General features: G+C 64.9%; 20 protein-coding genes. 14 read left to right on the top strand and 6 right to left on the bottom strand.

What is annotated here, in order from left to right:
* Nucleotides 1-56 precede the first annotated feature (56 nt).
* From ACNFG0_RS13300 to ACNFG0_RS13280, 5 genes are all read left to right on the top strand, one after another.
* Nucleotides 57-2,954, top strand: coding sequence for an aminotransferase (locus ACNFG0_RS13300; RefSeq protein ID WP_416765167.1), 2,898 nt, complete (start codon nucleotides 57-59; stop codon nucleotides 2,952-2,954).
* Nucleotides 2,955-3,196: 242 nt separating this feature from the next.
* On the top strand, nucleotides 3,197-4,303 hold the full coding sequence (gene aguA / locus ACNFG0_RS13295; protein WP_196156214.1) for an agmatine deiminase: 1,107 nt from the start codon (nucleotides 3,197-3,199) through the stop codon (nucleotides 4,301-4,303).
* Nucleotides 4,304-4,497: 194 nt separating this feature from the next.
* A complete protein-coding gene (locus ACNFG0_RS13290) occupies nucleotides 4,498-5,079 on the top strand; it encodes an alpha/beta hydrolase (protein WP_196144166.1) in 582 nt (193 codons plus the stop codon).
* A gap of 64 nt (nucleotides 5,080-5,143) precedes the next feature.
* Nucleotides 5,144-6,091, top strand: a complete 948-nt coding sequence (locus ACNFG0_RS13285) for a sigma 54-interacting transcriptional regulator (RefSeq protein ID WP_416765164.1) — start codon at nucleotides 5,144-5,146, stop codon at nucleotides 6,089-6,091.
* 176 nt (nucleotides 6,092-6,267) lie between these two features.
* Nucleotides 6,268-7,053 carry a MetQ/NlpA family ABC transporter substrate-binding protein gene (locus ACNFG0_RS13280; RefSeq protein WP_416765162.1) on the top strand — a complete coding sequence of 262 codons (786 nt, stop codon included), beginning with the start codon at nucleotides 6,268-6,270 and terminating at the stop codon, nucleotides 7,051-7,053.
* A 308-nt stretch (nucleotides 7,054-7,361) separates the two neighbouring features.
* Here the strand turns inward: ACNFG0_RS13280 and ACNFG0_RS13275 are convergent, their stop codons facing one another.
* On the bottom strand, nucleotides 7,362-8,180 hold the full coding sequence (locus ACNFG0_RS13275) for an alpha/beta fold hydrolase (RefSeq protein WP_416765160.1): 819 nt from the start codon (nucleotides 8,178-8,180) through the stop codon (nucleotides 7,362-7,364).
* Between the two features lie 99 nt (nucleotides 8,181-8,279).
* Complete coding sequence (locus tag ACNFG0_RS13270) at nucleotides 8,280-10,661, bottom strand: penicillin acylase family protein (protein ID WP_416765158.1); 2,382 nt, start codon at nucleotides 10,659-10,661, stop codon at nucleotides 8,280-8,282.
* A gap of 86 nt (nucleotides 10,662-10,747) precedes the next feature.
* Here ACNFG0_RS13270 and ACNFG0_RS13265 point away from each other — a divergent pair, with 86 nt between their 5' ends.
* Nucleotides 10,748-11,314, top strand: coding sequence for a sugar O-acetyltransferase (locus ACNFG0_RS13265; RefSeq protein ID WP_416765156.1), 567 nt, complete (start codon nucleotides 10,748-10,750; stop codon nucleotides 11,312-11,314).
* Here the strand turns inward: ACNFG0_RS13265 and ACNFG0_RS13260 are convergent.
* Complete coding sequence (locus ACNFG0_RS13260) at nucleotides 11,293-11,856, bottom strand: DUF6436 domain-containing protein (protein WP_196144160.1); 564 nt, start codon at nucleotides 11,854-11,856, stop codon at nucleotides 11,293-11,295. The two genes, ACNFG0_RS13265 and ACNFG0_RS13260, sit on opposite strands and share 22 nt — an antisense overlap.
* Nucleotides 11,857-11,951: 95 nt before the next feature.
* On the opposite strand from ACNFG0_RS13260, the gene ACNFG0_RS13255 reads away from it, so the two are divergent.
* Complete coding sequence (locus ACNFG0_RS13255) at nucleotides 11,952-12,881, top strand: alpha/beta hydrolase (RefSeq protein WP_416765154.1); 930 nt, start codon at nucleotides 11,952-11,954, stop codon at nucleotides 12,879-12,881.
* Between the two features lies 1 nt (nucleotide 12,882).
* Here the strand turns inward: ACNFG0_RS13255 and ACNFG0_RS13250 are convergent, their stop codons facing one another.
* Nucleotides 12,883-13,635: a hypothetical protein gene (locus ACNFG0_RS13250; RefSeq protein ID WP_416765152.1), complete on the bottom strand. Its 753-nt coding sequence runs from the start codon at nucleotides 13,633-13,635 to the stop codon at nucleotides 12,883-12,885.
* Nucleotides 13,636-13,749: 114 nt separating this feature from the next.
* On the opposite strand from ACNFG0_RS13250, the gene ACNFG0_RS13245 reads away from it, so the two are divergent.
* Both ACNFG0_RS13245 and ACNFG0_RS13240 read left to right on the top strand, forming a co-directional pair.
* Complete coding sequence (locus ACNFG0_RS13245; RefSeq protein WP_196156221.1) at nucleotides 13,750-14,379, top strand: 2OG-Fe(II) oxygenase; 630 nt, start codon at nucleotides 13,750-13,752, stop codon at nucleotides 14,377-14,379.
* A complete protein-coding gene (locus tag ACNFG0_RS13240; protein ID WP_196144156.1) occupies nucleotides 14,360-14,869 on the top strand; it encodes a DUF523 domain-containing protein in 510 nt (169 codons plus the stop codon). Before ACNFG0_RS13245 ends, ACNFG0_RS13240 begins: the two co-directional genes overlap by 20 nt.
* Before the next feature lie 97 nt (nucleotides 14,870-14,966).
* Here ACNFG0_RS13240 and ACNFG0_RS13235 read toward each other — a convergent pair whose 3' ends face one another.
* Nucleotides 14,967-15,449, bottom strand: a complete 483-nt coding sequence (locus ACNFG0_RS13235) for a substrate-binding periplasmic protein (RefSeq protein ID WP_196144155.1) — start codon at nucleotides 15,447-15,449, stop codon at nucleotides 14,967-14,969.
* A 226-nt stretch (nucleotides 15,450-15,675) separates the two neighbouring features.
* Here ACNFG0_RS13235 and ACNFG0_RS13230 point away from each other — a divergent pair, with 226 nt between their 5' ends.
* A complete protein-coding gene (locus tag ACNFG0_RS13230) occupies nucleotides 15,676-16,152 on the top strand; it encodes a DUF4399 domain-containing protein (RefSeq protein ID WP_416765149.1) in 477 nt (158 codons plus the stop codon).
* A gap of 183 nt (nucleotides 16,153-16,335) precedes the next feature.
* On the opposite strand, the gene serA is transcribed toward ACNFG0_RS13230, so the two are convergent.
* Entirely contained in the window at nucleotides 16,336-17,565 is a 1,230-nt protein-coding gene (gene serA / locus ACNFG0_RS13225; RefSeq protein ID WP_196144153.1) for a phosphoglycerate dehydrogenase, read from the bottom strand.
* A 170-nt stretch (nucleotides 17,566-17,735) separates the two neighbouring features.
* Here serA and ACNFG0_RS13220 point away from each other — a divergent pair, with 170 nt between their 5' ends.
* The 4 genes from ACNFG0_RS13220 to ACNFG0_RS13205 all read left to right on the top strand — a co-directional run bounded on the left by ACNFG0_RS13220 (nucleotide 17,736) and on the right by ACNFG0_RS13205 (nucleotide 21,994).
* Entirely contained in the window at nucleotides 17,736-19,133 is a 1,398-nt protein-coding gene (locus ACNFG0_RS13220) for an FAD-binding oxidoreductase (protein WP_196144152.1), read from the top strand.
* A 25-nt stretch (nucleotides 19,134-19,158) separates the two neighbouring features.
* Entirely contained in the window at nucleotides 19,159-19,824 is a 666-nt protein-coding gene (locus ACNFG0_RS13215) for a fumarylacetoacetate hydrolase family protein (RefSeq protein WP_196144151.1), read from the top strand.
* A gap of 240 nt (nucleotides 19,825-20,064) precedes the next feature.
* Nucleotides 20,065-20,991 carry an SdiA-regulated domain-containing protein gene (locus ACNFG0_RS13210; protein ID WP_196156494.1) on the top strand — a complete coding sequence of 309 codons (927 nt, stop codon included), beginning with the start codon at nucleotides 20,065-20,067 and terminating at the stop codon, nucleotides 20,989-20,991.
* A gap of 91 nt (nucleotides 20,992-21,082) precedes the next feature.
* Nucleotides 21,083-21,994, top strand: a complete 912-nt coding sequence (locus ACNFG0_RS13205) for an SdiA-regulated domain-containing protein (RefSeq protein ID WP_196144149.1) — start codon at nucleotides 21,083-21,085, stop codon at nucleotides 21,992-21,994.
* The last annotated feature ends 151 nt before the right edge of the window (nucleotides 21,995-22,145 follow it).

Raw genomic sequence — 22,145 nt, 5'->3', positions numbered from 1 at the left:
TATATCGCTGTGAGCAGTGGCGATATAGGCGACAAAAAAAACCGAGGTTCCCTCCCATGCCCTTGAGCACCCTGATCCAGCGTTCCAGCCAGCCCAGCCCCTCGCTGAGCGAAGCCCAGGCCCATGCCCTGCTGCGGGCGCACTACGACCTGGAAGGGTGCCTGCAACCGTTGGGCAGCCAGCAGGACCTGAACCTGCGGCTGGATAGCGACCGGGGGCGTTTCGTGCTCAAGGCTTGTCACGGCAGCTATGCCCAGGTGGAACTCGAGGCGCAGCATGCGGCGCTGGCCTACCTGGGCGAACAGGGCCTGCCGGTGCCACAGGTACGCCGGGCGCGCGATGGCCAGGACCTGCTGGCCGTGGAGGTCGACGGCCAGCCGCTGCGGGTGCGCCTGCTCGACTACATCGAGGGCCAGCCGCTGACCCGTCTTGCGCACATGCCGGCAAGGCTGGTCGCCGAGCTGGGCGCGCTGTGCGCCCGGGTCGACCAAGCCCTGGCCGGCTTCGAACACCCGGGCCTGGAGCGTACCTTGCAATGGGACCCGCGCCACGCCAAGGCGCTGATCGAACACTTGCTGCCGGTGTTGGACGGCGAGCGTCGCCAGCGTGTCGAGTGCGCCACTGGCCTGGCCGCCACACGCCTGCAACCACTGGTGGCCGGCCTGCCGACCCAGGCCGTGCACCTGGACATCACCGACGACAATGCCGTCTGGGCCCGTGATGATGAGCGCCAATGGCAGTTGCAGGGCGTCATCGACTTCGGCGACCTGCTGCGCACCTGGCGCATCGCCGACCTGTCCGTCACCTGCGCGGCGCTGCTGCACCACGCCGAAGGCGACCCGCTGCGCATCCTGCCGGCCGTTCGCGCCTACCATGCCGTCAACCCGCTGCAGGACGCCGAGCTGCGCGCCCTCTGGCCGTTGGTGCTGATGCGCGCCGCGGTGCTGGTGCTCAGCAGCGAGCAGCAACTGCGAGTCGACCCGGGCAACCAGTACATCCGCGACAACATCGACCACGAGTGGGCGATCTTCGATACGGCCGCCGCCGTGCCGCTCGCCCTGATGGAAGCTGCGATTCTCCAAGCCACGGGCAGCGCGCCAGCGCCCCTGGGGCTGGACGATTGCGCGCCGCTGATCCCGGCCCTGGCGGGGCAGGCGGTGACGCGCGTCGACCTGGGTGTGCTCAGCCCGCACTGCGAAGCGGGCAACTGGGAGCAGCCGGGCTTCGACCAGCGGCTGCTGGCGGCCCAGGCTGGCCCGGCCTGCACCCTGCACGGCCAGTATCGGCTGTCGCAGACCCATATCGACCGCCCCGAAGAGCCGGCCACCTGCGCCTTGGGCGTGGAACTCAGCGTACCGGCCGGCACCGCGCTGCAGGCGCCCGAGGCGGGCACCTGGGAGCGGGCCGGCGACGGTCGCGGGCGGCTGCGCACTGCAACCTGGAGCCTTTGGCTGAGTGGGCTGGAAGAGGCGCCGGCAGATGGTCAGGCGCTGGCCAAGGGGCAAGCCCTGGGCCTGACGTGTGGCTTTCTCAACGTCCAGCTGTGCCGGAGCGACGAACAGCGCCCGCCGTTCTTCGTCACGCCGTCGCATGCCGACGCCTGGCTGGCCGTATGCCCGTCGCCACGCCCATTGCTCGGGTTCGATTGCGATGCCGAGCCGCTGGTCGATGCCCAGGCCCTGCTGGCACGCCGCGATGCCAGCTTCGCCCGTTCGCAGAAGCACTACTACGCCCAGCCGCCACACATCGAGCGTGGCTGGCGCAACTACCTGATCGATATGCAGGGCCGTTCCTACCTGGATATGCTCAACAACGTCGCGGTGCTCGGCCACGGGCACCCGCGCATGGTCGCTGAGTCGGCGCGCCAGTGGTCGCTGGTCAACACCAATTCGCGCTTCCACTACGCGGCCATCGCCGAGTTCTCCGAGCGCCTGCTCGAATTGGCACCGGAGGGCTTCGACCGGGTGTTCCTGGTCAACAGCGGCACCGAGGCCAACGACCTGGCCATCCGTCTGGCTTGGGCCTACAGCGGTGGGCGCGACCTGCTCAGCGTGCTGGAGGCCTACCATGGCTGGTCGGTGGCCACCGACGCCATCTCCACCTCCATCGCCGACAACCCCCAGGCCCTGGAGACCCGCCCGGACTGGGTGCACCCTGTGGAGGCGCCGAACACCTTCCGTGGGCGCTTCCGTGGCCCGGACAGCGCCGCCGACTACCTGCGCGACGTCGATGCCAAACTGGCTGACCTGGACGCGCGTGGTCGCCAGCTGGCGGGCTTCATCTGCGAACCGGTGTATGGCAATGCCGGCGGTATTTCCTTGCCGGCAGGTTACCTGCGCGACGCTTACGCCAAGGTACGCGCCCGCGGCGGGGTGTGCATCGCCGACGAGGTGCAGGTCGGCTATGGCCGCCTGGGCGAGTACTTCTGGGGCTTCGAAGAGCAAGGCGTGGTGCCGGACATCATCACCATGGCCAAGGGCATGGGCAACGGCCAGCCGCTGGGCGCGGTGATCACCCGGCGGGAGATTGCCGAGGCTCTGGAGGCCGAGGGTTACTTCTTCTCTTCGGCGGGCGGCAGCCCGGTCAGTTGCCGGATCGGCATGGCGGTGCTGGATGTGATGCAGGAGGAAGGCCTGTGGGAAAACACCCGGGAAGTAGGGCGCTATTTCAAGGCGCGCCTGCAGGCGCTGGTCGATAAACATCCGCTTGCCGGTGCCGCTCACGGTTCCGGCTTCTACCTCGGCCTGGAGCTGGTGCGCGACCGTCAGACCCTGGAACCGGCCACCGAAGAAACCATGGCCCTGTGCAACCGCCTGCGTGACCTGGGCATTTTCATGCAGCCGACCGGCGACTACCTGAACATCCTCAAGATCAAGCCACCCATGTGCACAACGCGCGCCAGCGTGGATTACTTCGTCGATTGCGTGGATCGGGTACTCGGCGAGGGGCTCTAACACTTGCATTAGGCGGCCACCTGAATCGATTGTTATCGGTTTAGGTGGCTTTTTTATGGCGAAATATTTTGAGTTTCGGCTTCTAAGTTCGATTTTTATCGAGTATATAATGGTGCATCTAATGGGGCCGCTGGGCGGCCCCTCGCGGCACAAGGCCGCTCCTACAGGGGCCGCGTCTCTCCGGCGCGCCGATTGATCAACGACCTGGCGCAGTCGGCGCCGGGCTTTTGCAGAGGTTACCGATGAAGACCCTCAATTCGACCCCGCGTGCCGACGGTTTCCACATGCCCGCCGAATGGGCGCCGCAGTCCCAGGTGTGGATGGTCTGGCCGGAGCGTTCGGACAACTGGCGCCTGGGCGGCAAGCCGGCGCAGGCCGCCCACGTGACCCTGGCCAAGGCCATCGCCCGCTTCGAGCCGGTGACCGTGGCGGTTTCCGCTGGCCAGTACGAGAACGCCCGTCGCCAACTGGACGTGCCGAACATCCGTGTGGTGGAAATCAGCAACGACGACGCCTGGGTGCGTGATACCGGCCCGACCTTCGTCATCAACGACCACGGCGACGTGCGCGGCGTGGATTGGGGCTTCAACGCCTGGGGTGGTTTCGACGGCGGCCTGTACGCGCCCTGGAACCGTGACGAGGAGCTGGCTGCCAAGGTCCTGGAGATGGAGCGCTGCCAGCGCTACCACACCGAAGGCTTCGTGCTCGAAGGCGGCTCGATCCATGTCGATGGCGAAGGCACCTTGATCACCACCGAAGAGTGCCTGCTCAACCGCAACCGCAACCCGCACCTCTCCCGCGAGCAGATCGAAGAGATCCTGCGCGAGCACCTGGCGGTGGACACCATCATCTGGCTGCCGGATGGCCTGTACAACGACGAGACCGACGGCCACGTCGACAACTTCTGCTGCTATGTCAGCCCAGGTGAAGTGCTGCTGGCCTGGACCGACGACGTCAACGACCCGAACTACGCCCGCTGCCAGGCTGCCTATGAGGTGCTGAAGAACAGCCGCGACGCCAAGGGCCGTGAATTCGTCGTGCACAAGATGCCGATCCCGGGCCCGCTGTACGCCACGGAAGAGGAATGTGCCGGTGTCGACCAGGTGGCGGGCAGCCAGGAGCGTGACCCGTCGGTGCGCCTGGCCGGTTCCTACGTCAACTTCCTCATCGTCAATGGCGGCATCATCGCGCCGAGCTTCGACGACCCGGCGGACGCCGAGGCGCGGACGATCCTGGCCAAGCTGTTCCCGAACCACGAAGTGGTCATGATTCCGGGGCGTGAGCTGCTTCTGGGGGGCGGCAACATTCATTGCCTGACGCAGCAGCAGCCGGCGCCAGTCAAGCGCTGAGATTCGCTGTTCCGGGGCCGCTTTGCGGCCCATCGCCAAAGGCTGCTCCCTATAGGAGCGGCCTCGTGCCGCGATGGGTCGCGCAGCGGCCCCTTTGTCTATCTGGTTATAACCAAATATCTTCTTATTCCTTTACGTATATATCCGCCTCCCTATACTTGAGCCCAAGCACGCAAACTTCTGGAGGCGTCCCCATGCGCAATGAGTCTATTCGTTACCTGATTGTGCCGGGCTGGCAAGGATCGCCAGACAACCATTGGCAAAGTCACTGGCAGCGTAGCCTGCCCAACAGTGCCCGGGTCGAGCAGCACGACTGGCTCACCCCGCAGCGGCATGACTGGGTGCACGCGCTGGAGCAGGCGATCATCGCCGAACGCTCGCCGGTGATCCTGATCGCCCACAGCCTGGGCTGCATTACCGTCGCCCACTGGGCTGCGCAGGCAAACCCAGCCCTGCTGCGTCGGGTGCATGGGGCGCTGCTGGTGGCGCCGGCCGACGTTGAGCGGCCGACCTGCGCACCGGCGCTGCGCAACTTCGCGCCGATTCCGCTGCAGGCCTTGCCGTTCCCCAGCCAGGTGGTCAGTTCCGACAACGACCCGGCGGTGAGCGTGCCCCGTGCGCTGCACCTGGCACGGGCGTGGGGTGCCGAGGCGGGGCTGCTGGCCAATGCCGGGCACATCAATGTCAAGTCCGGGCACGAGCGTTGGGAGCAAGGCTTCGCCTACCTCTACCGCCTGCAGGGGCGTATCGAGCAGCGGGCCTTGCGCCGCGCCTGATTCGCCACCGCTTCCCTGAATACCTTGACGCCCGGTCGGCAACGGCCTCGGGCGGGAGCTCGTCATGACTGTGCACAACGCCTTCGGCCAGCCGCTGCTGACCTTTCCCGAACTGGACAAGAGCCCACTGAGCATCCGCGCCAAGGCGCTGGTGTTCATCGACCCCCGCTCGCAGCAGCTGCGCGATGCCTTGGAGCGCCTGGCGCCGCAACCGGTGCCGGTGCTGATCCGCGGCGAGACCGGCACCGGCAAGGAACTGCTGGCCCGCCAGGTGCACCGGGCCAGCGACCGCGGCGGGCTGTTCGTCTCGGTGAGCTGCGCGGCGATCAGCCCGACCTATGCCGACGCCGAGCTGTTCGGCTACAGCGCCGGTACTCAGGGCGGGACGGCCAGCGGCCGGGCCGGCTGGTTCGGCTCGGCCAACGGCGGCACCTTGTACCTGGACGAGATCGCCGACCTGCCCCTGGCGATCCAGGGCAAGCTGCTGGCGGCGCTGGAAAACCGCGAGGTCACCCGCGTCGGTACCCAGCGGCCGCAACCGGTGGACGTGCGCCTGGTCGCCGCCTCCAGCATCGACCTGGCCCAGGCCGTGCGCGCCGGGCATTTCAACGAACGCCTCTACCATTACCTGCACGAAGGCCAGCTGGAGCTGCCGGCGCTGCGTGAGCGGGTCGGGGATATCCTGCCGCTGGCCGAATATTTCGTGGGCATCTACAGCGTGCGCCTGGGGCGCCCGGTGCCGCTGATCAGCGAGGCCGCACAGCAAGCCCTGGAAGCCCATGCGTGGCCGGGCAATACCCGGGAGCTCGAGAACGTCATCCACTTCGCCTTGCTGGTGAGCGAAGGCGAGCAGCTCCTGCCAGAGCATCTGGACCTACCGGACACCACGCCCTTGGCCAGCCTGACCCGGCAACTCGAGCAGCTGACCCGCAGCCGCGAGCCGCAAACCCGTCTTGCCTTGCGTCGGTTGCTGGAAGGCAGGCTGTCGGACTTGGATGCGACCGCACGCTAGAGCGGGGCCGTCCGTCATGCCCGAAGCCCGTAATGGCCATTTGTTTTTGGAATAAGCAGCTAAGTAAAAGATATTGTTAAGGAATAAAAATTCCCGGTATCGTCCACTTCACGCCCCTGTCGAAGGGGCACCGACTTCGCCACATCGATGGCATCAGCTTGATAACAAGGATCACCATGAAAAAGACCCTGCTGACCGCAGCCCTGGCCGCAGCCCTGTCGCTGACCGGCTTCGCCAATGCCGCTGAAAAACTGGTGGTAGCTGCCACCCCGGTGCCCCACGCCGAGATCCTCGAGCTGATCAAGCCGACGCTGGCCAAGGAAGGTGTGGACCTGCAGATCAAGGTCTTCACCGACTACGTACAGCCCAACGTCCAGGTCGATCAGAAGCGTCTGGATGCCAACTACTTCCAGACCCTGCCGTACCTGAAGAACTTCAACGAAGGCAAGGGCACTCACCTTGAGACCGTCGTCGGTGTACATGTCGAGCCTTTCGGCGGCTACTCGAAGAAGGTCAAGAACCTGGCTGACCTGGAAGAGGGCGCCACTGTCGCGATCCCCAACGAAGGCAGCAACAGCGGCCGTGCGCTGCTGCTCCTGCAGAAGGCTGGCCTGATCACCCTGAAAGACCCCAAGAACGCCCTGGCCACCCCGAAAGACATCGCCGAGAACCCGAAGAGGCTCAAGTTCCGCGAGCTGGAATCGGCCATGCTGCCGCGTGTGCTGGACCAGGTCGACCTGGACATGATCAACACCAACTACGCCTTGGAAGCCGGCCTGAACCCGGCCAAGGATGCCCTGGTGATCGAAGGCAGCGACTCGCCCTACGTGAACTTCCTGGTGGCCCGCCCGGACAACAAGGACAGCGAGGCCATCCAGAAACTGGCCAAGGCGCTGACCAGCCCGCAGGTCAAGGAATTCATCGCCAAGAAGTACAGCGGTGCGGTATTGCCGGCGTTCTGATTCAGGCGCCTGGAAACAAAAACGCCGACGCATTTTGCGTCGGCGTTTTTGTTTGTGCAGGGCCAATCAGCGCGAATTGGCCAGCGCCCGGCGCAAGGCCAGGAGCCATTGAAGCTGTTCGTTGGAAACCGGCGGGCAAGAGCTGTTCATTGTTGTCGTTCCAGGTGGGGCCGTACGGGTCAGAGCTCTTGGAAAAGGTTTTTGCAGGAAAGATCCCTCGCCACGCATAAATTTCCTGGTCATCCGACGAACGTGATGCGCAGGGCGGCGATCCGGCCCGATCGCCGCCCGAAGCGGTGGCTTCTGGCTCAGGCGTTCCGGGGCAGCCAGTTCAACAGGAAGTCGATTATGACCTTTGGGTTTTCCAGGCTTGAGATATGCCCTGCAAACGGAACCTGTGCCGCCAGGCAGCCGATCAACTGGGCCATCTCGTTGGACTCCTCAGGCGGGCGCGGGATATCTTGATCGCCGCACAACACGATGGTGCGCTCGGCGGGCAGGTTCTCAAGGCGCTGAAGCAGGTCCGGCCGGCCGAAGATCACCCGGCCCAACGGGTCCAGGCTCATGCGGATGGTGTCTGCGCTGCAGGCCTTGAGCGCGGCACGAAATGCCTCGCGAATGTCTGGCACGGTCTGGCCGCCCGCATGGAAGAAGATCGGTACGATGATATCGAGCAGATCATCGGTGAACCCGCCTGCGGCGCTGGCGGCATCCAGCAGTTCGAAGTACTTCAGGCGCGTGGCTTCGGGTTCGGCGCCCAGGTAGGTGTCCATCAGGACGAGGCGGTCGACGCGCTCGGGGTGATCGAGCGCTAACTCCGCGCCCCACATGCCACCGACCGACAAGCCGACCAGGTGGCACTTCGGAATATCCAGGGCATCGAGCAGAGCCAGGTGCTGCTGCGCCAGCGCACTCATGTCACCCGTATTGGCCGGTGGTGCATCGGAGTCGCCATGGCCCCAGAGCTCCGGGACGATGACACGAAAGTGTTGCGACAGCGCGTCGATTTGGGGTTGCCACATGGCTGCGGACCACAGGTAGCTATGGCCCAGTAGCACAGGGAAGCCCTGGCCTTGGTCGACGTAGCTCATGCGCGCGCCGTCGATTTCCACGAAGTGTTTTTGCATCGGTCGTTCCTAACTCAGTCAAGTCGCAAAGTTGGAACGGTAGCGATGCCAAAGGCGTTTCGCTACTGGCAGGCCTCCCAGCTAGTGGTCAGATATTTCCTAAGGTAATGCATTTGTACGGGGCGCCGGCACCAGCCGCAGCGTGCTCTGGGCCGGAATCTCGCCCATCCGTACCCTGTGATAGCGCCCTTCGATGTAATCCTGCGCCTGGTCACCGTAATGCCGGTCGAAGGGCACGCCGCTTTGGCCTACGGGGTTGATGGTCAGCGCGGCGCCAGGGTCGGCGAAGTCGACCAGGCGCCGGGTCGAGGGGCCGTAGTTGACCGCCCAGGGTGCCGGGCCGATCTTCGCCGACAGGTTGTTCGGCACCTCGTGGCTGCCGGGCGCGGCGAACGGGCCGACATTGAGCAGCAGGTTCAGCGGCTTCTTCGCCCCCAGCGGGTGGCTGTGGGTAAGGGTGTGGGCCTTGCCCCATTGCCAGCTGGCCGGGTCCTTGCCCATCACGTCGCGCAAGTGCGCGATGCTGCGCTGCCAGGCCAGCCGGGCGATGGCGGTACGGTCGGTATGCGCGTTGCTGCCCTGCGTGTTCCACCAGGGCGCATCCGGGTCGGCAGCCAGGCGCGGCAGGGCGGCATCGATGACGCGGGTATTGATCAAGGCGGGGAACCAGGTGTCGCCGAGTTCATCGTGCAGGGCGGCGAAGGCCAGTTCATAGAGGAACTGGTTGAACAAGGTCGCGCTGGTCGAGCCCAGTGGGTAGTCGCCGCGCCAGGCCGCCAACTGTTCCACCAGCTCCTTTTCCTCATCGCCCTGGGCGATGGCGCGCAAGGTGCCCAGCAGCGGCGCCAAGGTCCGCGGGCCGTAGTCCGTGGCGTCGTCGAGCTGCAGGGCCTGGCTGTTCTGGGTATCCCACTTGATGCTCGGGTCGGCCAGGTGCCGGTCGAGTTGCCGGCCGCGGTCCGGTAGGTTGTAGTAGCCCGGGATCGGCACCACCGCCGGGGGTTGCACGTTCGCCGAGACGATGTAGCCGCTGGCGGGATTTTCCTGCTGCGGGTTGACGCTGAAGGGGTAGAAGCCGAGCTTGTCGGCCTGGGCCGTGCTGCCGTCGAGGATGAAGGCCGGGTCGACGCCATCTGGGCGGATCGGCAGCTGGGCGGCCGCCCACCAGCCGATATCGCCCCGGGCATTGGCCCACACCAGGTTCAGCCCGGGCGCCTGGACCTTGGCCGCCGCCTCGCGCATCTTGGCCAGGGTGTCGGCGCGGTTGATCTGGTAGAAGGCGTCCAGGATCGGGTTGTCGGTCTCCAGGAATGCCCACCACATGGCAATGGGCGTGGCGCCTGCGGTCTCACCCAGCACGGTGTTGACGATCGGGCCGTGGGGCGAACGCTGCAGGGTGATGTTCACCGGCGCCTCGCCCTTGACCGCGATCTGCTGTTCGCTTTGCTCCAGCGGCTGCCAGCGGCCATCGATACGCACCTGCTTCGGGTCGCTCGGGTTGACCTGTTCGGCCACCAGGTCGACGTCATCGTTCTGGAACATGGTCAGGCTCCAGCCGAAATCGCGGCTGTGGCCGAGCAGGGCGAAGGGGTTCAAGGCCTGGAAGTAGCCGTACAGGTTGAAGCCCGGCGCCGACAGCTCTGCTTCGTACCACACGGCCGGCACGGCGAAGCCGATGTGCGGGTCGCCTGCCAGCAGCGGGCGGCCGCTGCGGGTGCGGCTGCCGGCGACGGCCCAGGCGTTGCTGCCTTCGAACTGGGGCAGGCCGGCATCGCCGAGAGCTTCGTGGCTCAAACGCGCCAAGTGTTCCAGGCTGCGCCAGTCGGCCGCCGCCAAGGGCGTGGCCAGGGCGCCTTCGGGTTGCCAGCTCAGGTCGAAGATCTTCAGGTAGTCGGGGCCGAGCTGGTCGCGCACGTAGGTGAGCGCCGGCTCGGTGCGGAATGCGGCGGCGAAGCTGTAGGCCAGGTAGCCGGCGATGCTGAGGGTGTCCTCGGCGGTGAAAGGGCGCGGCGCGATGCCCAGCAGGTCGAACTCCATGGGTTTGGGATGGCTGGCCTGCCACTGGTTGATGCCGTCCAGGTAGGCTTGCAGGGCCTGCCAGGCAGGGGATTGCCGGTCCTGGCGCTGGGCCATGCGCGTGGCCTGCTCGCGAATGCGCAGGCTGCGGAACAGGGTATCGGTGGGCAGCAGCGTGGCGCCCAGCACCTCGGCCAGCTCGCCCCGGGCCAGGCGGCGCAGGATTTCCATCTGGAACAGGCGGTCCTGGGCATGCACGTAGCCCAGGGCGCGGTACAGGTCAGGCTCGTTGTCGGCCAGCAGGTGGGGCACGCCGCGGGCGTCGTAGCGCACGCTGACCGGCGCCTGCAGGCCTGCGATGGCGGCCTCGCCCTCGCGTTGCGGCTGCTTGCCTTGCACGTACCAGAAACCGGCGCCCACGGCGGTGGCGAGCACCACGGCCAGCAAGGTCAGGCTGCGCTTCATCGAGACTCCTTGTGCACTCGAGCGAAAAATGTGGTCCGATCATCGACGGATTCGCGAACTCAGCATAGCCCCTGGAAGGAGTCTCCATGTCCCTGAGCGAAAAACAGAAAATGCTGGCTGGCCAGCTCTACCACGCGGGATGCCCCGAACTGCAGGCCGAGCAGATCGCCAACAAGCACTGGATGCATCGCTACAACAACAGTACCGACCTGCTCAACGATGCGCGCCACGCGCTGTTGGTCGCGCACTTCGCCCATGCAGGCAGCGGTGCGGTGATCCGCCCGCCGTTCTACTGCGACTATGGCTACAACATCAGTGTTGGCGCCAATACCTTCATGAACTTCAACTGCGTGATCCTCGACGTGCTGCCTGTGCGTATCGGCCAAGACTGCCAGATCGGCCCGGCGGTGCAGATCTACACCGCCGACCACCCGCTCGATGCCGAGGTACGCCGCACGGGGCTCGAAAGCGGGCGGCCGGTGACCATTGGCAGCAATGTGTGGATCGGTGGTGGGGCGATCATCCTGCCGGGGGTGACCATCGGTGACGATGCGGTGATCGGCGCCGGCAGCGTGGTGACCCGTGACGTGCCGGCAGGCGCGATCGCGGTGGGCAACCCGGCGCGGGTGCGTCAGCCGGCCCAGGGGCAGTAGCAGCCCTGTGCCAGGGTGTTGGATGCATCGACCGAGCGGCCGTCTAGCAGTGCCTTGAGGATCGGTTCGACGAAGCTGTTGCTGGCATTGCACACCGCGCCCTCGCTATAGGGGCCGAAGTAGGCCAGGCGGCCATTTCGGTCCCAGATCGCCACGGCGGGCGAGGCCGGGATGCGCTCGCTGCCGGGCAGTTGGGGCAGGGGCTCGAGGCCGGCGAGGTTGGCGGGCAGCTGGCCGTTGCTGCCGGGTTTCTGCACGACATGGAAGCTCACGCCCTGGGGCGCGAAGTGTTCGACCAGCTCGCCCAGGTGTTGCTGGTTGCCAACGTTGCAGGGGCAGGCCGGGTCCCAGAAATGCACGACCCGGATCGGCCCTGGGCCGGCGAGCTCCGGTGGCAGCCGCAGTTGGCCGCCTTCGAATAACGTGGCCGGGTTGTCGAACGGGCGCAGGTAGCGGGCCTGGAAGCTGGCGTAGGCCCACCAGAGGGCGGCACCGCAGAGCAGCAGGGCGAGGGTGGTCAGCAGGGTTTTCCGGATGGGCATGGTGTGTCCGCTAGCCGCGTGGTGCATCAGCTTGCCATGATGCGGCCCAGAGCTGAATATCACAGGTCAATACTCGCTTCGCTGTGGATGTACCGATGCCCGCTTGCTTTCACCCCGACCTGCTGCGCACCAGCCTCCGGCCCTTGGCCGACCGCCAACCGCTGTCGCCCCAGGCCCGGGACTACCAGCACTATTACGGCCTGGACCTACCCGCAGGGCAAAGCTGGCTGGGTGTCTTCCAGGCAGCGGGGTTCGAGCTGGTGGGGCAGGTCTGGTTGCCGCCGCAGCCGCTGGCGACCCTGTTTCTGCTGCATGGCTACTACGACCACATGGGCCTGTACTGCCATGTGATCGAATGGGCCTTGCAGCAGGGGTTCGCGGTCATCAGCTGCGACCTGCCCGGGCATGGGCTGTCCAGCGGCGAGCGGGCCAGCATCGCCGACTTCGGCATCTACCAGCAGATGCTCGATGCCTTGTTCGAACAGGCGCGAACGCTCGACCTGCCACGCCCCTGGCACCTGTGCGGGCAAAGCACCGGCGGGGCGATCGTGGTCGATCACCTGCTGCACCGCGGCGAGCAAAGCCCGGCCGATGGCCAGGTGATCCTGCTGGCGCCCCTGGTGCGGCCACGGGCCTGGCATTGGTCCAAGCTCAGCTATTGCGTGCTGCGCCATTTCGTCAACGGCATCGAGCGGCGCTTCAGCGAGAACAGCAACGACCCGGCCTTCCTGCCGTTCCTCGAGGCCGACCCGCTGCAGCCACGCCAACTCCCCACCGCCTGGGTCGGTGCCCTGGTGGCCTGGGTCAAGCGTATCGAGGCCGCGCCGCGCAGCCTGCGGCGGCCATTGATCGTACAGGGGGAGGCAGACGCCACGGTGGATTGGCCCTATAACCTCAAGGTGCTCAAGGCCAAGTTCGCTGACCCACAGATCCTGCTGCTGCCCGAGGCCAGGCACCACCTGGCCAACGAACTGCCGGGCATCCGCCAGCGCTACTTCGCCTTCCTCGACCAGCGCCTGGGTTGACTCAGTTCAGGTTGGCAGCGTTCTGGCCCACGGCCAGGCCCGCACGCACGGCGGCGATGGCGGCTTTGTAGTAGGCCTGGCCGTCGGCCGATTCGGCGAAGGTGGCGAACTCTTCCAGCTCGGTGTCGGAGAGGTCGCGGTAGACATACAGCAGGGTATTGTTGAGATCTTCGCCGATCTGCTGCATCAGGCGTTGCCGCTGGCCATCGAGCAGGCCTTGGGCCTGGCCTGCGCCGAACAGGCCGGGCAGCATCGAGCTCAGGCTGTCGGCTGCCACGCCGGCAATCGCCAGGCTGACTTCGGCACCCGCTTCTCGGGCCGGCAGGGCCTGGGCCAGGTGGCCGATAATCAACAGGCGGTTGTCGCTTGCCTGGATCTTCGGCAAGCCCTTGGCATGCTTGGCCAGTTGGTCCTTGCGTGTGGCCAGCAGTTCGGCGGCCACCACCTTGCGCCCCAGCGGCGACTGGAAGAACGCCAGTGCGGGTGACGGGTTCGGCAGGTTGGCGCGCAATTGCGCCTGGGCCCGGCGGTCGATGGCCTGGGCCTGGAAGCGTTGGTTGCTGTTGTTGACCAGCGCCTGGTAGACAGCCGGGGGCAGGCTGTTCTTGTAGCGTTGCTGGGCGGCGCTCACCGCGTCGGTGAAGTGGGCGCGCTGGTCCGGCCAGCCGGCGGCCTTGTACAGCTGGTCGAGGCTGTCTGCCCAGACAGGCATGGTGCAGATCATCAGCAGCAGCAGGGGAAACAAACGGCGCATTCAGGACTCCTGTCGGCAGGCCGCTATTGTCCGTGGCGCGGCGGGGCTTTGTCGAGACGCCGATGACGGTTGGCGGCCAAGTGGCGCTGTCGGTTTTCATGGCGAGTGGATACTATGCGTCATCACCTCTCTCTTGAGTATCCAATGCTTTCTAACATTGTCGATGAGCTGGCCAACCATGGTTGGAGCCGGCAGCCCTTGTTTGTGCCCGCTGCACTGACTCGCGCCTTGGCGGCCGAGTGTCGACAACGTTCTGCCGAGGGCGAGCTGAGCCCTGCCAGCGTGGGCCGCGGTATCGGGCAGGAGGTGCGCGAAACGATCCGTGGCGACCACATCCAGTGGCTCGAGCCGGGCCAGTCCGAGGCCTGCGACCGTTACCTGGACATCATGGAAGGCTTGCGTCAGGCATTGAACCAGGGGCTGTACCTGGGGCTCGAAGATTTCGAGTGCCATTTCGCGCTGTACCCGCAGGGCGCGTTCTACCGCCGCCACCTCGATCGCTTTCGCGATGACGACCGGCGCGCGGTGTCGGCGGTGCTCTATCTGAACGAAGATTGGCAACCCGAGGATGGAGGGCAATTACGCATGTTTCTCGCCGATGGGGTGGAGCACGACGTGCAGCCCGAAGCGGGCACCCTGGTGGTATTCCTGTCGGGCGACATCCCTCACGAAGTGTTGCCGGCCGGGCGCGAGCGCCTGTCCTTGACCGGCTGGTTCCGTCGCCGTGGCAACGACCTCTTCTGATTTGGCCAAGGTCCTGGTCAGCGCCTGCCTGTTGGGGCAGCCGGTGCGCTACGATGGGCGTGACAGTGGGCACCCCGACGTGCTGCAGCGCTGGCAGGCCGAGGGCCGCGTGGTAGCGCTCTGCCCGGAAGTGGCCGGCGGCCTGCCGACACCGCGCCCGCCGGCGGAAATCCCGGGCGGGCAGGGTGGTGCTGTGCTGGACGGCCTGGCCCAGGTGGTGACGGTCGTCGGAGACGATGTCAGCGCAGCCTTCCTGGCTGGCGCGCGGCAGGCCCTGGCCTTGGTCCGCGAGCATGGTATCCGGGTGGCGGTGCTCAAATCGGGCAGCCCGTCCTGTGGCAACCGGCTGACCTATGATGGGACGTTCAGCGGGGTGAAGGTCGCGGGTGAGGGCGTGACCACGGCGCTACTGCGGCGCGAAGGGGTGCAGGTGTTCAGCGAGCTGGAGCTGGAGGCTGCGCAGCGGGCCTTGGCTGGCCTGGAGATTTGAGGCGCCTGTTCGGCCCAATCGCCGGCAAGCCAGCTCCCACACCATGGCGCCATTCCATCTGTGGGAGCCGGCTTGCCGGCGATTGGGCAGGACAGGGTCACTGGCCGGCAGATGTTTCTCGCGCCCCCTTGAGCCACTTCTGCTCCAGCGCCGCCAGCCGGCCGTCTTCCTTGATTCGTTGCAGGGCGTTGTTCACCGCGGTTTCGAAGGCTGGGTTGTCTTTCTGGAACGGAATCACCCGGGCCTCACTGCCGTAAGGCTCACTGGCGGCCAGTTGCGGGGCCTGCTCGGGTTCGGGTTGGTCGAGTGCGATGTCGAATTTGCCGCTCTCGACGCCCGGGATCGCTTCTTCTGCGGGGGCTTCGATGAACTCGGCGCGTACGTCCAGCTCCTTGGCCAGTGCCTGGCCCAGCTCCACGTCGAAGCCGGTCAGGTGTTCGTTTTCCTTGAACGCGTAAGGCGGTGTATCCGCTTGCACGGCAATGCGCAGTTCGCCCCGGTCGTTGACCTCGTCTATGAGTTCGGCCTGGGCCAGTGGGCTGATCGCAAGTGCCAGCAGTACGCCAATGCTCAACCGCATGAATGCCCCCATTCTCGTTTGGCAGATGAATTTGATGCCGCAGCTTTGTGTCATGCCGCGGTCACGGTGCAGGCTATGACCTCCACTCGCTTCCAATGTTTAGTTGAAGTTCAAATATTTCTGGCCATGGCCGGCGAGACCTTTGCACACAATTGAACTATGTTGTTCTAGCGCCGCCGTTCGTCGATGGACAGTGGTCAATGGAAGTGAAACACAGGAGAAGTGAATGAACAGCCTATTTTCGCGTGCTGCCGTTGCCGGCCTGCTGATGGGGGCGTCGGTTCTGGCTAGCGCCGCGGATGCCCTGAAGAGTCAGGTGCCGCCCCAGGGCGCCAAGGTCTTCATCGTTGCCCCTGCCGATGGGGCTACCGTCGACAAGACCTTCACGGTCAAGTTCGGCATCGAAGGCATGGGGCTCAAGCCTGCGGGCGACCAGACGCCGCATACGGGCCATCACCACTTGCTGGTGGATGTGGACAAGGCGCCCCTGGCCGACCAGCCGTTGCCGACCAGCCTGATGCCGGAAAACAACGCCCCGCTGCCGGCCGGCCCGCAAGTGCTGCACTTCGGCAAGGCACAAACCGAGGCCACCATTACCCTGACGCCGGGCAAGCACACCTTGCAGCTGGTGTTGGGCGACATGTACCACGTGCCGTTCAAGCCGAGCGTCGAGTCGCAGAAGATCACCGTGAACGTGAAGTAACTGCGAAATGCGGTCGCTGCACGCCCATCGCCGGCAAGCCGGCTCCCACAAGTAACGCGTCAGCCTTGCGGCCAGCACTGTCTCTGTGGGAGCCGGCTTGCCGGCGATGGGCTGCGTAGCAGCCCCAAGTGCAGCCGATAAGGCTTAACTGACGGGCATTAACCCTTCACGCAGCGGTATGGCTTAGAACAGCACGCGGGAACGGATGGTGCCCTTGACCTGCTGCAGCTTCTCCTGCGCCAGGTCGGAGTATTCGGCATCCACGTCGATGACCACGTAACCGACTTTCTCGTCGGTCTGCAGGAACTGGCCGGAGATGTTGATACCGTTCTCGGCGAACACCTTGTTGATCTCGCTGAGCACACCTGGGATGTTTTCGTGGATGTGCAGCAGGCGGTGCTTGCCAGGGTGCGCCGGCAGGGCGACTTCCGGGAAGTTGACCGACGACACGGAAGTACCGTTGTCGCTGTACTTGACCAGCTTCTCGGCCACTTCCAGGCCGATGTTGGCCTGGGCTTCGGCAGTGGAACCACCGATGTGCGGGGTCAGGATCACGTTGTCCAGGCCGCGCAGTGGGCTTTCGAACTGCTCGTCGTTGGAGCGCGGCTCGACCGGGAACACGTCGATGGCGGCGCCGATCAGGTGCTTGTCCTTGATGGCGGCAGCCAGGTGGTCCAGCTCGACCACGGTGCCACGGGCGGCGTTGATCAGGATCGAGCCCTTCTTCATCGCGCGGATTTCCTTCTCGCCGATCATCCACTGGGTGGACGGCAGCTCAGGCACGTGCAGCGAGACGATGTCGGCCAGGCCCAGCAACTCGTGCAGGTTGGTCACCTGGGTGGCGTTGCCCAGCGGCAGCTTGGTCAGCGGGTCGTAGAAATACACCTGCATGCCCAGGCTTTCGGCCAGGACCGACAGCTGGGTGCCGATCGAGCCGTAGCCGATGATACCCAGCTTCTTGCCACGGATCTCGAAGGAGTTGGCCGCGCTCTTGATCCAGCCGCCGCGATGGCAGGACGCGTTCTTCTCGGGGATGCCGCGCAGCAGCAGGATGGCTTCGGCCAGCACCAGCTCGGCGACGGAACGGGTGTTGGAGTAGGGGGCATTGAACACGGCGATGCCGCGCTCGCGAGCCGCGGCCAGGTCGACCTGGTTGGTGCCGATGCAGAAGCAGCCGACGGCGACCAGCTTCTTCGCGCAGTCGAAGATTTCTTCGGTCAGCTGGGTGCGGGAGCGGATGCCGATGAAATGGGCATCGGCGATCTTTTCCTTCAGCTCGGCTTCCGGCAAGGAACCAGTGAGGTACTCGATGTTGGTGTACCCGGCAGCCTTGAGGGTATCGACCGCATTCTGGTGCACACCTTCAAGAAGAAGGAACCTGATCTTGCTCTTGTCGAGAGAAGTCTTGCTCATCTGCGTAAACCTGTATCCCGGAGAAAAAATGGCAGGGGGGTAAAGCGGCGCGGCGTCGGCCTTAGCACGAACGGCGGGAGCGCTATGCTAGCATACGCGACAGAATCTGAGCTTATCCCGACAGGTGAAGAGTGCTCAGGGTGACTATGAATAGTTCGAGAGTTCTACCGATGACCAACACAGCGGTACTTGATGAGCTGATGACCCTGGTCGACCCGAGCAAGGTCCTCACCGACCCAGCTTCGCTGGAGGCCTACGGCAAGGACTGGACCAAGCACTATCCACCGGCACCTTCGGCAATCGTCTTCCCGCGCTCGATCGAGCAGGTGCAGGCCATTGTCGCCTGGGCCAACCGCCACAAGGTCGCGCTGGTGCCCTCTGGCGGGCGTACTGGCCTTTCCGGCGCTGCGGTCGCGGCCAATGGCGAAGTGGTGGTGGCCTTCGACTATATGAACAAGGTCCTGGACTTCAACGCCTTCGATCGCACCGTGGTGTGCCAGCCAGGCGTGGTCACCCGCCAGTTGCAGCAGTTCGCCGAGGAGCATGGGCTTTACTACCCGGTCGACTTCGCCTCGTCCGGCTCCAGCCAGATCGGCGGCAACATCGGCACCAATGCTGGCGGGATCAAGGTCATTCGCTACGGCATGACCCGCAACTGGGTCGCGGGCCTCAAGGTGGTGACCGGCAAGGGCGAGGTGCTCGAGCTGAACAAGGACCTGATCAAGAACGCCACCGGCTACGACCTGCGCCAGCTGTTCATCGGTGCCGAGGGCACGCTGGGCTTCGTGGTCGAGGCGACCATGCGCCTGGACCGGGCCCCGCGCAACCTCACCGCCATGGTCCTGGGCACCCCTGACTTCGATTCGATCATGCCGGTGCTGCACGCCTTCCAGGGCCGGCTCGACCTCACCGCCTTCGAGTTCTTCTCCGACAAGGCCCTGGCCAAGGTCATGGGCCGCGGCGACGTGCCGCCGCCGTTCGAAACCGATTGCCCGTTCTATGCCTTGCTGGAATTCGAAGCCTGCAACGAGGACGTGGCCAACGAAGCCCTGGCCACCTTCGAACAGTGCGTCGAGCAGGGCTGGGTGCTCGATGGCGTGATGAGCCAGAGCGAGACCCAGCTTAAGAACCTGTGGAAACTGCGCGAGTACATCTCCGAGACGATTTCCCACTGGACGCCCTACAAGAACGACATCTCGGTCACCGTCTCCAAGGTGCCGGCGTTCTTGCGCGACATCGATGCCATCGTCGGCCAGCACTACCCGGATTTCGAAGTGGTCTGGTACGGCCATATCGGCGACGGCAATCTGCACCTGAACATCCTCAAGCCCGACGACATGGCCAAGGACGAGTTCTTCGCCCGCTGCGCCACGGTGAACAAGTGGGTGTTCGAGATCGTCGAGCGCTATAACGGCTCGATCTCCGCCGAGCACGGCGTGGGCATGACCAAGCGCGACTACCTGGGCTACAGCCGCTCTGCCGCCGAAATCGCCTGTATGAAAGCGATCAAGGCGGTATTCGATCCAAACGGCATCATGAATCCGGGTAAGATCTTCGCTCCTGAATAAAAAGCAGTATCCAGAGGAGTCGGCCATGAGTTACCAGCACCAGTACCTAGACGGCACGCGCATCCACTTCCCGCTGGGCAAGGTGGTATGCATCGGCCGTAACTACGCCGAACATGCCAAGGAGCTGGACAACCCCATTCCCAGCGAGCCGCTGTTGTTCATCAAGCCGGGCAGTTGCGTCGTGCCTCTGGAAGGTGGCTTCAAGATCCCGAACGACCGTGGTGCGGTGCACTACGAGGCGGAGATCGCGGTGTTGCTGGGCAAGCCGCTGTCCACCCATCCATCCGAGGAAGAGGTGCGTGACGCCATCTCCGGCTTCGCCCCGGCCCTGGACCTGACCCTGCGCGACGTGCAGGCCAGGCTCAAGGAAAAGGGCTTGCCGTGGGAGTTGGCCAAGAGCTTCGATGGCGCCTGCGTACTGCCGCCGTTCGTGGTCGCCGACAGCTTCGAGGACCTGGCCGATATCGGCATCCGCCTGTCGATCAACGGCCAGGTCCGCCAGGACGGCAATAGCGCCCTGATGCTCAACCCCATCGTGCCGATCATCCAGCACATCGCGGCGCATTTCTCGCTGCAGCCGGGCGATGTGATCCTTACCGGTACGCCGGCTGGCGTGGGGCCGCTGGACGTTGGGGATGAGCTGGTGCTGGAGCTGCCGGGGGCGAGCCGGTTCGAAAGCCGGGTGCTCTGACACCGCGTATGGCGTGAGTGTGCTGGGGCCGCTGGGCGGCCCTTTCGCGGCACAAGGCCGCTCCTACAGGGCGCGCCCGTACCCCTGTAGGAGCGGCCTTGTGCCGCGAAAGGGCTGCGAAGCAGCCCCCTAATCGACGATTTGCCATTTTTTTCACAAAGCATCTGGATAATCCTGCCGATCACCCTCATCCGCCGGCGTTATGGAGAACTTCGGCAACAGATCCAGGAAGCATCGTCGATGGTCGTCTCCCCCAGCGCTCCCGTTCCTCCCCTGCACAAACGCAGCCTCTTGCGGCGCTGGCAGCTCTGGCTCGGCCTGGCCGTGGTGCTGGGTTACGGCCTGTCGGTGATCATGCACTGGGATGACCGTGGTCTGCTGTGGATCAAGGAAGGCATGCAGAGCAAGGCCGAGCGGGTGGAAAGCGTCTGGTTGCCGAACTACGTGGCGGACATCCAAGCCAAGGTGCTCCCTGGCATGTCCGACGACGAACCGTCGGACCTGGCGTTCAACCCGCTGACCCGGACCCTGTTCTCTGTCATGGGCAACAACCCCTTCCTCGTCGAGTTGGACCTGGACGGTGAGGTGCTGCGCAAGATGCCGCTGGTGGGCTGGGACAACCCCGAAGGCGTCGCCGTATTGGCCAACGGTCAGCTGGCGATCGTCGACGAGCGTAAGCACGACCTGACCTTGGTGACCGTGGATGCCCATACCGCCAGCTTGAATCATGCCGACTTCCAGCACTACGACCTGGGCAAGTCAGCCAACAAGAACAAGGGCTTCGAGGCGATTGCCTGGGACCCTGCACGCCAGCGGTTGCTGATCGGCGAGGAGCGTCCGCCCAAGCTGTACACCTGGGCCACCGACGGCAAGAGCCCGCTGACGGGCGACAAGCAGGCGCTGCCCAGCGACGAGCTAGACCTGCGCAACCTCTCGGCGCTTGGCGTGGACCCCCGCACCGGCCACGTGCTGGTGCTGTCCGCGGATTCCAACATGCTGCTCGAGCTGGACGAAAAAGGTGAGCAGGTCAGTTTCATGACCCTGTTGGGCGGTTTCAATGGGCTCAAGCATACGATCCCGCGGGCCGAAGGCGTAGCCATGGACGACCAGGGCACGCTGTACATGGTGAGCGAACCTGATCTTTTCTACCGATTCAGAAAAAACTGACTGAGCCCGTCGTTTTTTGGGTAGTGGCATTAAGCTTTATTTCAGCTGATTCGTGGTTAGATTCGTCATTCCTTTGTCGAGCCTGCCCTTCATGCGCCTTAGCCCACGCCTATTTCGTTTCCTGATCGTCCTCTTGGTGGGGGGGCTCGTGCTCGCTGGGCTCGCGGCGCAGGAGTTTCGCCTGTTCGAGCGCGGCTGGTTCAATCTGCGCACCTGGTGGCAGCCCGCCGAGCTGAGTATGGGGCTCGATCGCTACCAGGTCGTGGTCGAGGGGCAGCCCATCGAGGGGCTGGATGACGACCTCTCGGCGTTGACCTACGACCCGGACCGCAAGAGCCTGTTCACCGTCACCAATGCCCGTTCGGAACTGATCGAGCTTTCCCTGGACGGGCGCATCCTGCGCCGTGTGCCGCTGACAGGGTTCGGCGACCCGGAGGCCGTCGAGTACGTGGGGCCCAACAGCTACGTGATCACCGACGAACGCCAACAGCGGTTGATTCGCGTGCGCCTGGACGACGACACGCTGTTCCTCGACGCCAACGATGCCGAGCAGCTCACGCTGGGCATTGGCTTGAACGGCAACAAAGGCTTCGAGGGCCTGGCCTATGACTCCGTGGGCAAGCGCCTGTTCGTGGCCAAGGAACGCGACCCCATGATGATCTACGAGATCCACGGTTTCCCTCACGACAAGCCCGAACAGCCCTACGCCGTGCATGTCGTGCAGGATCGCAAGCGCGATTCACGGTTGTTCGTGCGGGACCTGTCGAGCCTGCAGTTCGATGAGCGCAGCGGCCATCTGCTGGCCTTGTCGGACGAGTCGAGGCTGGTGCTGGAGCTGGATGTGAAGGGGCGGCCGCTGAGTACCCTGTCGCTGAACAAGGGCTTCCAGGGCCTCAAGCGCAGCGTGCCGCAGGCCGAGGGCATCGCCATGGACGATGCCGGGACCATCTACCTGGTCAGTGAGCCGAACCTGTTCTACGTGTTCAAGCAGCCCGCAGATTGAGGGGCGTTTGCTGCCCATCGCTGGGCAAGCCCGCTCCCACAATGACCGCAGCGACCTCTAGGCATGAGCCGACTTGTGGGAGCCAACAGTCTTGGGTTGCTTGCCCCGGCCCTATCGCCGGCAAGCCGGCTCCCACAGGTACGGCGGTGTC

Origin of the sequence: Pseudomonas sp. NY15372, from assembly GCF_048068215.1 — a bacterium.
Classification (GTDB): domain Bacteria; phylum Pseudomonadota; class Gammaproteobacteria; order Pseudomonadales; family Pseudomonadaceae; genus Aquipseudomonas; species Aquipseudomonas guariconensis_A.
This window is presented reverse-complemented; position numbering and strand designations above follow the sequence as displayed.